The organism is Klebsiella terrigena (assembly GCF_006539725.1).
In the GTDB taxonomy this organism is placed as follows: Bacteria; Pseudomonadota; Gammaproteobacteria; order Enterobacterales; family Enterobacteriaceae; genus Klebsiella; species Klebsiella terrigena.
This window is the reverse complement of the sequence record NZ_BJNO01000024.1, coordinates 54,744-67,051: the sequence shown is the minus strand read 5'-3', so window position 1 is coordinate 67,051 and position 12,308 is coordinate 54,744. Positions and strand designations below refer to the sequence as shown.

The window sequence follows — 12,308 nt, the reverse complement described above, 5'->3', positions numbered from 1 at the left end:
CGCGGGTTGGTTAACCCGCACGTGCTCCCTGACGGCGAGCAAGTTTTAATATCGGGCCGCGCGGGCGACCCGACGGGATTAGTTGATTTCGATACGGCGCGGTTTATCCGCTTCCGGGATCACGCGTTCCAGTTCGATATACAGCAGACCGTTCACCAGGTTTGCGCCGCGAACGTGGATGTTTTCCGCGATCTGGAATTTACGCTCAAAGTTGCGCTCGGCGATGCCCTGATAGAGGTAGGTTCGCTCTTTCGGCTCACCGGCGTGGGCACCTTTGACGATCAGCAGATTGTCCTGAGCGGTGATCTCCAGTTCGCTTTCGGCAAAGCCGGCAACGGCGATCGCAATGCGGTAATGGTTTTCGTCTACCAGCTCGACGTTGTACGGAGGGTAGCCGCCATTGCTCTGGCTCTGATTGTTTTCTAACAGATTAAAAAGGCGGTCAAAACCAATAGCAGAACGATACAGCGGAGAGAGATCGAAATTACGCATAATAAATAGCTCCTGAAATCAGCGAGAATTTTATGACCTTCCATCATGGACAGGTCGTTATTACCCGGAATACCCCGCAGGCGTATTCTCATCGGGCCACGTTTCTAAAATGGGTTTCCCGGCGCGTTTTTCAAGACGAATGCCGCAATTTTTTTTGCAGTTTGCCGACGATTGCTTAGACTGGGGGGAGCACAAAAGGCAAAATGCGATGCCAGCCACAGTGCGGCGCAATAACGCTATGCATTCAGAGGATGGCTCGATATAACCGATAAATGGTTACCTCAATGCCCGAAACAATAATGGAAGAATGATGAAAAGCGGTCTGTTAAAGCTGGTCCTGTTCGGCGGAATGGTAGGCTTGAGCGGTTGCTCCAGCGTGATGTCTCATACCGGCGGCAAGGAAGGAACCTACCCGGGAACGCGAGCCAGCGCGCAGATGCTGGGCAACAGCGATGCCAACTGGGGCACAAAATCCCTGGTGGCACTAGATATGCCCCTCACCGCGGTGATGGATACGCTGCTGCTGCCGTGGGATATGTTCCGTACCGATAGCTCGATAAAATCGCGCGTAGAAAAAAGCGAAAAAGAGACGCTGGCGACCAATTCGGTTATCCCGCCAGCATCAATGACAACCCCTTGATCTAAGGCGTAACTTCGGTGGTCCACAGCTGACGATAGCCGTCCACCTCCGCCATCCATGCCAGATATTTGCCATCCGGCGAAAAGACGATCGCATCCGCTGAAGGCGCGCTTTCTCCCTCGGCCGTCAAAAAGGTCAATGCCCCAGACCGCGCGTGGCAAAGCGCAATCCGATTCTCCAGCACACATCCCAGCCATTCGCCCGACGGGTGCCAGTTAAACGCCGACTGAATATCCGAACGATTAGCGGTGAGCTGCCGCAGGCCGCTACCCTGCGGCGAAATCAGCCACAGCTGAACCACGCCGGCATCATCGCGCATCAGAAACGCAATCTCCGTCGCCTGCGGGTTAGCCCGCACCCAGTGGCGCGGCGCGGTGGCTAATCCGGGATAGCGGCGCTGGTGAGTAAAGGTCAGGCGTCGCTGCATCACGCCGGCTGGCGGCGCGGGAAGCGTCGTCTCGGTACCCGCCAGCGGCGCATCGCCCTGCTGCTTCCAGCCTTGTTCGCTATCCGGCAGGGTGACGATAAACAGCTCGGGGACCTTTTCACCCTCTGCCGATCGCGTGTCGCCGATAAAGGCCAGAGCGTGATTACCGACCCAGCCCTCTTCATAAGCGCGGTTGATTTCATCGCTGCCCGGCGTCGGTTCAGGTGTCGTCCGGCTGACCAGCACGCACCAGTGGCTGCCGCCGTACTCACGCGGATGCTGCCCGCGCGGTACCACCGGGCCATAGGGCGCCGCCACCCCAACGTTGCGCAGATCCAGCGCCGGCGAGCGCTCGTGCATCACGTGATCGTTATAGGTAAAGCTGACCAACTGACCATCAGGACTATAAACATGGACGTGGCTACCGCCACGCAGCGCGCCTGCGGTATAGGGAGCGGTGATATCCATCGCATCGAGGTTACGGCACTCCCCCTGAAACGACACCACGCCGCGGCGGTGGTGGAAATCATACCGCCAGCTCTCATCCGGATGTTCGGGTCCGTGAATAAAAACGTAGGCATCTTTCGTTGGATGAACGGTCACCACGCCAACGTGGGCGCCCTGCTGCGCGCGATAGATTGTCTCTACCGCGCCGGTGTGGACGTTGACCCGCTCAATCGTCTCCCCGGTGAAGGAGGCCCCGGACGGACGGACGTCAAAAACCAGCCACTGGCTGTCCGCAGTCCAGACGCGCGTATTGGTCAACTGATGATGGCGAGAAGCAAAAGTGATTTGTTTCATAGGGCTACCCTGATGCACGGCGTTCGCATCAGGGTATAGTATCGGTAAGAATTAGCCTACACGTTTAATATCGCCCACCAGCACGATGTAGGAAAGCGCGCCAATCAGAGCCACGACGGCAATATAAACCAGGGCTGGCGCAAAGCCATATCCCTGTGCCAGGTAGCCGATGACCAGCGGAACGGTGATCCCGCCCAGGCCGCCGACAAAGTTAAACACGCCCCCGGTCAGCCCAATCAGGCGCATCGGCGCCAGCGATGACACCAGTGACCAGGTGATAGACGCAAAGCCGTTGCCAAAGAAGGCGATAGCCATCAGGGTCATAATCCACACCGGATCGTTGGTGTAATTCGCGCCGATAATACAGGTCGATATCAGCAGCCCACAGATAATGGGCGTTTTACGCGCGGCACCCAGCGAGACGCCTTTTCGCACCAGCCGGTCCGCCAGCCAGCCCGAGAGCAGCACGCCAACGAACGCGGCAAGGAACGGAACCGTGGTCATAAAGCCCGCTTTTAGCGCGGTGATCCCCTTTTCCTGAGTCAGGTAGTTCGGGAACCAGGTCAGGAAAAACCACAGCGTGGAGGTGACGGCAAACTGCCCAAGGTACACGCCGACCAGCTTGCGATGGAATACCAGCTTCCAGTCGGCTTTGGTCATCGGCTGCCGCGCCTCTTTTTTGGCCGGCGCATCGCCGTCCACCAGGCCGCCGCCGTCGCGAATATAGTCCAGCTCGGCCTTGCTGATGCTTTTAGTCAGGCGCGGAGGCTGGTAGACCTTAAACCAAATTAACGACCAGACAATACCGATAGCGCCGGTGACGATGAACACCCAGTGCCAGCTCAGCAGCTCCTGGATCCAGATCAGCAGCGGCGTCAGGAACGCCAGCCCCACAAACTGACCGGAGGTGTAGAACCCGACCGCCGAGGCGCGCTCGTGCTCCGGGAACCAGCTGGTCACCATCCGGTTGTTGGTCGGGAACGCCGGGGCCTCAAAAATACCCGTAATCGCTCGCAGACCAATCAGCGACATCAGCCCCGTGGCAAAGCCCTGAAATAGCGTCGCCACCGACCAGCCAAAAATGGCAATAAAGTAGGTCATCCTCGAACCTACGCGGTCGAGGAACCAGCCGCCGGGAATTTGACACAGCGTATATAGCCAGGCAAAAGCAGAAAAAATATAGCCCATTTCCGTTTTGCTAATACCAAACTCTTCCTGAATATGCGCTGACGCGACGGCAAGATTAGCCCGATCAACGTAGCAAATAACAACGGTAATAAAGATCATAACCAGCGTCAGATAACGACGACGACCGGGTTTTGCAGCAGTTACTGAAATATCCATAGCAATCTGTCTCCAGATTTTGGGCATAGCGAAACCGCTCACCATGCCCTGTAATTTACAGAGGGTTTATTTGAATTTTTTATTAATAACTTAAGCGTAATGCGTTAAATAATTTGTGCCGGGGAACGGCGGCGACTTTTCACACTCCCTGGAGCATACGTTAGTATGTGACTGGGGTAAGAAAATGCAGCCAACGCATCACCAATGCAAAGTATGACGCGCATTACCATTCGGCGACGGAGCCATCCTCATGACGCCATAATGGATTACGCCAGTCCGGCGCATTTTTACTGAGCTCAATCACTCTGGCTTCATCAATTTCCACACCCAGCCCCGGCTTCGTTAACGGTTTAAAGAAGCCGCCTTCCATATTGAAGTCTTCTTTATTCTTCACAAAGTCGAGCAGCTCCGCGCCCTTGTTGTAGTGAATGCCCATGCTTTGTTCCTGGAGGACCGCATTGCGGGCGACGAAATCGACGTGCAGGCAGGCGGCCAGGGCGATCGGGCCCAGCGGGCAGTGCGGCGCCAGCGCCACGTCATAGGCCTCGGCCATGCCGGCAATTTTATAGCATTCAGTGATCCCCCCGGCGTGCGACAGGTCCGGCTGCAAAATAGCCAGGCCGCCGGCTTCCAGCACCCGTTTAAATTCGAAGCGTGAGAACATACGTTCGCCCGCCGCGAGCGGAATATGCGTTTGCGCCGCCAGTTTTGGATAATATTCCGCCTGCTCCGCCAGTACCGGTTCCTCAATAAATAGCGGACGATACGGTTCCAGCTCTTTAATCAGGACTTTGGCCATCGGCGCGCTGACGCGGCCGTGGAAATCAAGACCAAACTCAATTTCATTGCCGAAGGCTTCGCGGATTTGCGCCACGGTATTGACCGCTGCGTCTACCGCCCGGGAATTATCAATAACCCCCATCTCTTCGCAGCCGTTTAATTTGAAGGTATCAAAACCAATCCCGCGCAGCTTTTTAATACCCTCGATAACTTCCGCCGGGCGATCGCCGCCAACCCAGCTGTAGGCTTTAATTTTGTCCCGCACCAGGCCGCCCATCAGCTGCCATACCGGCGCATTCAGCACTTTGCCTTTAATATCCCACAGCGCCTGATCGATACCGGCAATGGCGCTCATCAAAATAGGGCCGCCGCGATAGAAACCGGCGCGGTACATCACCTGCCACAGGTCGTTAATACGCGCCGGGTCCTGGCCAATCAGGTACTCCCCCAGCTCATGTACCGCCGCTTCAACGGTGCGCGCGCGCCCTTCAATTACCGGCTCGCCCCAGCCAACGACGCCTTCATCGGTTTCAATTTTCAGGAACATCCACCGCGGCGGTAAACGGTAAGTAGTCAGTTTGGTTATTTTCATTGCACAGCCTCTCGATACGCTTTAACAAATTCGGCAGCCTGGCGGGCGGTGCGTTCAACGGACTGTCCGGCACGATAAAGATCGCTCCCCAGTCCGGCACCGATACAGCCGGCATCAATCCATTGCGCCAGGTTCTCCGGCGTGACGCCACCGACGGCGAAAACGGGGACCTCTGACGGTAAAACGGCCTTCAGCGCCTTGATGTAATCCGGGCCAAAAGCGGAGGACGGAAACACCTTCAGGGCTCTGGCACCCGCATCGAGCGCGGTGAAGGCCTCGGTGGCGGTGGCGCATCCGGGACAGACGGTCATGCCGTAGCCCACCGCGCGGCGAATCACTTCGCTTTGAACGTTGGGCGTAACGATCAGCCGACAGCCCATCTTCGCCAGCTCGTCAACCTGCTCCGGCTGCAGCACGGTGCCTGCGCCAATCAGCGCCCGATCGCCAAACGCCTCGACGATGGCCGGAATGCTTTGCTGCCAGCGGGGCGAGTTCAGCGGAATTTCGACGGCATCGAATCCCGCGTCGATAACGGCGCCCACGTGCGCCAGCGCCTCTTCCGGCGTGATGCCGCGCAGAATTGCGATCAGCGGAAGCTTAGTTTGCCACTGCATATATGATGCTCCTTATACCTGCCTGAAATGCGGTATCGCCGGAAACGACCGTCGCCTGACGACCAAATGTGGCCAGCGCCTGCTGGTAGCGGTTCGCCAACGCCTCTCCGGCAACGATGGTAATCTGCTGGTCAATCACGCTTTCGCTCATGGTGGCAACCTCAGCGCCAATCAGCAGACCGGATAAAAACTCGCTGACGTGCTCGCGCGGCAGCGTGCCGAGAACGTGCGAAGCGCGAACCTGAAAGAGCTGTGCTAAAACGGCGGGCGAGTTCAGCCCGCGATCGAGGCCGGCAGAAAAGGCCGCCGCGGAGGTTTCCTGCGGTGGGAGACCGGCGCCCACCAGCGAGTGTTGCAGCAGTAAATGGTGCAGTTCGCCGGTCATCACGGTGCGAAAATCAAGAATTTGCTCGCGGTCGGCCTGCACCCATTTGCAGTGGGTGCCGGGCATCACATAGACCGATGAGGGGGCGATCGCGCGCGCGCCGAGCAGCTGCGTCTCTTCGCCGCGCATCACGTTGCGGTTATCGTCCCGGGAGACGCTAAGGCCGGGAACGATCCAGATATTGTCGCCAACGGCCGTTAACTGTTGGCAAATCGCGGAAAAATGAGCAGGAACCGGTAAGTAAGGAGCGATTTTCCAGCCCACGTTGCTGCCGACCATTCCCGCCATCACCGCTGGCGTGGCGTCGTCGCGCCAGCTTTCGGTTATCTCACTAAACACCGCCGCCGGGGATCTGCCGTTGAGGCGGGTTACGCCAGCTTCCGACTGCCTGCTCTCCAGGCATCTGTCGCCCTGAAAAAGCCAGGCGCGCAGGTTGGTCGATCCCCAGTCAATTGCGATGTAGCGAGATGTCATGTGATTTCCTTCAGCCTTCGTGTTGAGCTGGCGATCATGGTGAGCGCCGCCTGCTCCGCCGCTTCGCTATCCTGATGCCGGATGGCATCAAACAGCGCCTTATGTTCCTGGAGGGTCTTCGGCATATTGCCTTCATCTCCCATCCAGGTTCGTTCAAATACCGCTCGCTGCAGCGAGCTGATTGCCACGCTCAGCTGCTGTAACACCGGGTTATGTACCGACTGCAGCACCGCTTCGTGATAGCGAATGTCGGCTTCGTTAAACGCATCCCGGTCCTGGTTATTGGCAATCATCTCGTTCAGCGCATCTTCAATTTGCGCCAGATCGCTGGAGGTCGCGCGTTCAGCCGCCCAGCGGGCGATGGCCGGTTCCACCAGGTTTCGCACTTCGCTCATTGCGCCAATCAGGCGCGGGTCATAATCGTTCTCCAGCACCCACTGCAGCACCTCGGTATCAAGGTAGTTCCAGTGGTTACGCGGCGAAACGAAGGCTCCGCGATAGCGCTTCATCTCAATCAGCCGCTTTGCCATCAGCGAGCGAAACACTTCCCGGATAATATTGCGCGACGTTTCAAACTCTTCGCACAGGTCCGCTTCTGCCGGCAGCGCCGAGCCGGGAACGTATTTACCGCCGACAATCTGGCGGCCCAGCGTCATGATGATGCGATCGGTTTTGGTCAGGTTCATGGCACGTCCTCTAAGAAAACACTCTGCCTTACTTTACCCTGACTGCCGGTTTTCGCCTCATCTTTGCAGTACAAACGTGATGCTCTTCGTTGTCTCACGTGGTGCATAGTAGTACTAAGTTGTAATGTTGTACTACAATTTAGATCACAAAAAGAACAATTGATAAGATAAAAAAAGCGCGAACCGGCGGGTCGCTGCTTAAGGGGAGTGGTGGAACGGAGAGTTGGGCGGGGAAAGAGGCTTAGAAGGCTTCGCCAACCTGGAAGTAGAAACCGCTGCTGCCTTTACCGATGCCGTAGTCGAGGCGAATATTGACCCGAGGTTTGAATTCAAAGCGATAGCCAACGCCGGCCGTCGGTAGCCAGCGGCCGTTGTTTAGCTCATCCACGGAGGGACCCATGGTGCCCGCGCCCACCCAGGCCACAATACCGTGACGCCAGGTCAGCTGACGGCGATATTCAAGCTGGGTGCTGACCACGTTTTTATCGCGGTAGCGCCCCTGGTAATAGCCGCGCATCCGTTCGTCGCTGCCAAGCAGCGGCAGCATGCTCCACGGCACATCTCCCTGAGTCAATACGCCATCGGCCTCCCAGGCCAGCACGCTTTTTTCGCTGAGCGCCTGGTAGCGGCTGTAGTGCAGGTGAAACTCATCGAACCGCGTATCGCTCCCGAGCCCCGGGGCGTAGTAGGTATAGCGCAGGTTGGCATACTGGCCCTTGCGCGGGTTCGGGACAAAATCACGATCGTCCCAGCTCAGATCGATACTGACGCCGGAGCTGAATACCGACGGCCCCTGCGGGGTACTTTCGATTTTGGGCAAATCGTTTTGGTCCAGCCGATCGGCGTTCTGTGCCGCCAGCGACCAGCCGACGCCCAGATAAACGTTGTCCACCAGCTGTCGGTACAGGGTTGGCCGCAGCGTCAGGACCTGAGCGGTATACTTTTCCTTATTGCCGTCATCATCGGCGGCGGCAAAGCCCTGGCCCCAGTAGTAGGTTGGCGTGTTGGCCAGCGATCCTTCAAGAAAGACGCGCCACCGATCTTCGGCAAAAAAAGCGTAGTTTTTCACGTTGACGCCGAAGGCGCCGGTTGAGCTGGCGTAGCCGCTGAGGGTTAAGGTTGAGTTCTGGCTGACCGTATCGCTGGGATCGGGGCGGTACATACCCACCACCGCGGTGCCTATTCCCAGACCCAGCTCGGGAGTGTAAAACGGCCCGGGCATCACGCCCCAGTCGATACCTTTAGCGGCATCAAATTTATCGCTGGCTCCCAGCGTCTTCAGCCAACCGTCTATTTTGTCACGGCTGAGCGCCTGTGCCTGCACCTGCCCGATAAAAGAGCATGTGATCCAAAACAGAATGCCGCCGCGTAGCGTACTCAACAGCGATGCTCTCCAGTGAAAAAAGTCAGGGCCGACAAAGTGAAACCGCATCGTGTCTGAGTATAGTTGCCATCCAGCTTTACTCTTTGAAGCCGATACAGATTTGCGTAAACAAGGGCAGGAGAATATAGAGTTTTCGATTCGAAATGAGAGGGTTACGTGCGAATTTACGCTAAAAAATGAAAATACAGGCGGCTCAGGCCCGGGTTTGCCGGGCCTGAGGATAAATCAGGATAAAACGTACTTCTCAATGGCCCAGGCCACGCCGTCTTCAAGGTTCGATTTGGTAATAAAGTTTGCCGCTTCTTTCACGGTCGGTATCGCGTTATCCATCGCCACGCCGACGCCGGCGAACTCAATCATCGCGATGTCGTTTTCCTGATCGCCAATCGCCATGATCTCTTCCTGCTTGATATTCAGCGCATCGGCCAGCGACTTCACGCCGGTGCCTTTATTGACCCGCTTATCGAGGATCTCGAGGAAATATGGCGCGCTTTTCAGCACGGTATACTTCTCTTTCACTTCAGCCGGGATACGGGCGATGGCCTGGTCCAGAATCACCGGCTCATCAATCATCATCACCTTCAGCAGCTGGATGTTGGGATCCATATTTTCTGCTTCACAGAAGACCAGCGGGATGGTTGCGACGTAGGATTCATGCACCGTGTAGTAGCTCACATCGCGGTTAGCGGTATAGAGCGTATTGCGGTCAAGCGCGTGGAAGTGGGAGCCGACGTCGCGGGAAAGCTGTTCCAGATAGCGGTAGTCATCATAGCTCAGCGCAGTTTGCGCGACGGTGCTGCCGTCGCTTGCCTTCTGCACTAACGCACCGTTGTAGGTGATGCAGTAGTCTCCCGGCTGCTCCATGTGCAGTTCTTTCAGGTAGCTGTGCACGCCGGCATACGGCCGACCGGTGGTCAGCACCACGTTGACGCCGCGTGCGCGGGCCGCGGCAATCGCGGTTTTAACGGCAGGAGAGATGGTATGGTCTGGCAGCAGAAGCGTGCCGTCCATATCAATTGCAATCAGTTTAATAGCCATGAGATCCCCAGGTAAGATGAGTCCTGACTCATGCTAACGCGATTCCGCTCAAAAAACAGCAACAGAAGCCAGGGAAAACGGGGATGGGTTGGCCAGGGGGATTCCCCTTTTCCGGCCAAAAAAAACCCGGATGACGCCGTTGAGCGTGCATTCCGGGTTTATCAAACGCTTACCCCGGTCAGCGAAGCGCTATACCGGGGAATTTGCGGCTTAGATATCGATATTCGCCGCTTTCAGGGCGTTTTCTTCGATAAATGCGCGGCGCGGTTCAACGGCGTCACCCATCAGGGTGGTGAACAGCTGGTCAGCGGCAATCGCATCCTTAACGGTTACGCGCAGCATACGGCGGCTATCCGGGTCCATGGTGGTTTCCCACAGCTGGTCCGGGTTCATTTCACCCAGGCCTTTATAGCGCTGGATAGAGAGCCCGCGGCGGGACTCTTTCACCAGCCACTCCAGCGCCTGCTCAAAGCTGGCAACCGGCTGACGGCGTTCGCCGCGTTCAATAAACGCGTCGTCTTCAATCAGGCCACGCAGCTTCTCGCCGAGGGTGCAGATACGACGATACTCGCCGCCGGTCACAAACTCATGATCCAGCGGATAGTCGGTATCGACGCCGTGGGTACGGACGCGAACAATCGGCTCGAACAGCTGCTGCTCCGTGTTTTCATGAACATCAAACTTCCACTGGCTGCCGTGCTGCTCGTTTTCGTTCAGATCGGTCACCAGCTTATTCACCCAGCGGGTTACGGCCTGTTCGTCCGACAGCTCAGCTTCGCTCAGCGTTGGCTGATAGATAAGCTCTTTCAGCATCGTTTTCGGGAAGCGACGCTCCATGCGGCCAATCATTTTCTGCGTTGCGTTGAACTCGGCAACCAGCTTCTCTAACGCTTCGCCAGCCAGAGCCGGGGCGCTGGCGTTGGTGTGCAGGGTGGCGCCATCCAGGGCGATGGAGATCTGGTACTGATCCATCGCTTCATCGTCTTTGATGTACTGTTCCTGCTTGCCTTTCTTCACTTTGTACAGCGGCGGCTGCGCAATGTAGACGTGGCCACGCTCAACGATTTCCGGCATCTGACGGTAGAAGAAGGTCAGCAGCAGGGTACGAATGTGTGAACCATCGACGTCCGCATCGGTCATGATGATGATGCTGTGGTAGCGCAGCTTATCCGGATTGTACTCGTCGCGGCCGATACCGCAGCCCAGCGCGGTGATAAGCGTAGCGACTTCCTGGGAAGAGAGCATCTTGTCAAAACGGGCCTTCTCGACGTTGAGGATTTTACCCTTCAGCGGCAGGATAGCCTGGTTTTTACGGTTACGGCCCTGCTTGGCAGAACCGCCCGCGGAGTCCCCTTCCACGAGGTACAGTTCGGAGAGCGCCGGGTCGCGTTCCTGACAGTCAGCCAGCTTGCCCGGCAGACCGGCCAGGTCCAGAGCGCCTTTACGACGGGTCATTTCACGGGCACGGCGTGCCGCTTCGCGCGCGCGCGCGGCATCGATAATTTTGCCTACCACGATCTTGGCGTCTGACGGGTTTTCCAGCAGATATTCGTTCAGCAGTTCGTTCATCTGCTGCTCTACCGCGGTTTTCACCTCGGAGGAGACCAGCTTGTCTTTGGTCTGCGAGGAGAACTTAGGATCCGGTACTTTCACGGAAACGACGGCAATCAGGCCTTCGCGGGCATCGTCGCCGGTGGCGCTGACTTTGGCCTTTTTGCTGTAGCCTTCTTTATCCATGTAGGCGTTCAGGGTACGGGTCATCGCCGCACGGAAGCCCGCAAGGTGCGTCCCGCCGTCGCGCTGCGGAATGTTGTTGGTAAAGCAGTAGATATTTTCCTGGAAGCCGTCGTTCCACTGCAGCGCAACTTCAACGCCGATACCGTCTTTTTCGGTGGAGAAATAGAAGATATTCGGGTGAATTGGCGTTTTGTTCTTGTTGAGATACTCAACGAACGCCTTGATGCCGCCTTCGTAGTGGAAGTGGTCTTCTTTACCGTCACGCTTATCGCGCAGGCGAATGGAGACGCCGGAGTTCAGGAACGACAGCTCGCGCAGGCGTTTGGCCAGAATCTCATATTCGAATTCGATCACGTTGGTGAAGGTTTCGTGGCTCGGCCAGAAACGCACCTGAGTACCGGTAGCATCAGTGTCGCCGGTAACCGCCAGCGGTGCCTGCGGCACGCCGTGCACGTAGGTTTGCTGGTGGACTTTGCCTTCACGGCGGATCAACAGTTCCAGCTTCTGCGACAGGGCGTTAACTACAGAAACGCCTACGCCGTGCAGACCGCCGGAGACTTTATAGGAGTTATCATCGAACTTACCGCCCGCGTGCAGGACGGTCATGATGACTTCGGCAGCGGACACGCCCTCTTCCGGGTGAATACCGGTCGGGATGCCACGGCCATCATCGGTAACGGAGACGGAGTTGTCGGCGTGGATCGTCACCACGATATCTTTACAGTGACCCGCGAGCGCTTCGTCGATAGCGTTATCCACAACCTCGAATACCATATGGTGCAGGCCGGTGCCGTCATCCGTATCGCCGATATACATACCCGGGCGCTTACGCACCGCATCCAGCCCTTTCAGGACTTTGATACTGGAGGAGTCATAAGAATTCGACATCAACGTTTCTCGCTCATTTAATCTTG

The 12,308-nt window shown here is 57.0% G+C and carries 11 protein-coding genes and 1 other annotated feature; of the genes, 1 reads left to right on the top strand and 10 read right to left on the bottom strand.

All coding sequences use genetic code 11. The features are described 5' to 3' along the window. Nucleotides 1–78: 78 nt before the first annotated feature. The gene (gene ibpA / locus RTE01_RS21785) at nt 79–492 is read right to left on the bottom strand and encodes a small heat shock chaperone IbpA (protein ID WP_041143322.1); all 414 of its coding nucleotides are present in this window, start codon (nt 490–492) and stop codon (nt 79–81) included. Further along, nucleotides 486–560: a sequence feature (ROSE (Repression Of Heat Shock gene Expression) occurs in the 5'-region of heat shock genes and acts as an RNA thermometer to modulate expression.), on the bottom strand. (Overlaps the previous gene by 7 nt.) 239 nt (nt 561–799) lie before the next feature. Between ibpA and RTE01_RS21780 the strand changes: the two genes are divergently transcribed. Further along, nucleotides 800–1,132, top strand: a complete 333-nt coding sequence (locus tag RTE01_RS21780; protein WP_115191639.1) for a YceK/YidQ family lipoprotein — start codon at nt 800–802, stop codon at nt 1,130–1,132. 1 nt (nt 1,133) lies between these two features. On the opposite strand, the gene RTE01_RS21775 is transcribed toward RTE01_RS21780, so the two are convergent. The 9 genes from RTE01_RS21775 to gyrB form a co-directional block, all read right to left on the bottom strand. After that, nucleotides 1,134–2,360: a DUF3748 domain-containing protein gene (locus RTE01_RS21775; protein WP_141335355.1), complete on the bottom strand. Its 1,227-nt coding sequence runs from the start codon at nt 2,358–2,360 to the stop codon at nt 1,134–1,136. 51 nt (nt 2,361–2,411) lie between these two features. Next, the gene (locus tag RTE01_RS21770; protein ID WP_167690992.1) at nt 2,412–3,749 is read right to left on the bottom strand and encodes an MFS transporter; all 1,338 of its coding nucleotides are present in this window, start codon (nt 3,747–3,749) and stop codon (nt 2,412–2,414) included. A gap of 178 nt (nt 3,750–3,927) precedes the next feature. Beyond that, a complete protein-coding gene (gene dgoD / locus RTE01_RS21765; RefSeq protein WP_041143326.1) occupies nt 3,928–5,076 on the bottom strand; it encodes a galactonate dehydratase in 1,149 nt (382 codons plus the stop codon). After that, complete coding sequence (locus RTE01_RS21760; protein WP_041143327.1) at nt 5,073–5,690, bottom strand: 2-dehydro-3-deoxy-6-phosphogalactonate aldolase; 618 nt, start codon at nt 5,688–5,690, stop codon at nt 5,073–5,075. The genes dgoD and RTE01_RS21760 overlap by 4 nt, the downstream gene beginning before the upstream one ends. Further along, nucleotides 5,674–6,549: a 2-dehydro-3-deoxygalactonokinase gene (locus tag RTE01_RS21755; protein WP_134528252.1), complete on the bottom strand. Its 876-nt coding sequence runs from the start codon at nt 6,547–6,549 to the stop codon at nt 5,674–5,676. Before RTE01_RS21755 ends, RTE01_RS21760 begins: the two co-directional genes overlap by 17 nt. Further along, complete coding sequence (gene dgoR, locus RTE01_RS21750) at nt 6,546–7,235, bottom strand: D-galactonate utilization transcriptional regulator DgoR (RefSeq protein WP_041143329.1); 690 nt, start codon at nt 7,233–7,235, stop codon at nt 6,546–6,548. The genes RTE01_RS21755 and dgoR overlap by 4 nt, the downstream gene beginning before the upstream one ends. 241 nt (nt 7,236–7,476) lie before the next feature. Continuing rightward, a complete protein-coding gene (locus RTE01_RS21745; protein WP_255313551.1) occupies nt 7,477–8,616 on the bottom strand; it encodes a BamA/TamA family outer membrane protein in 1,140 nt (379 codons plus the stop codon). A gap of 228 nt (nt 8,617–8,844) precedes the next feature. Further along, entirely contained in the window at nt 8,845–9,657 is an 813-nt protein-coding gene (gene yidA, locus RTE01_RS21740) for a sugar-phosphatase (RefSeq protein ID WP_041143331.1), read from the bottom strand. 210 nt (nt 9,658–9,867) lie between these two features. After that, nucleotides 9,868–12,282, bottom strand: a complete 2,415-nt coding sequence (gene gyrB, locus RTE01_RS21735) for a DNA topoisomerase (ATP-hydrolyzing) subunit B (protein WP_041143332.1) — start codon at nt 12,280–12,282, stop codon at nt 9,868–9,870. Nucleotides 12,283–12,308 lie beyond the last annotated feature (26 nt).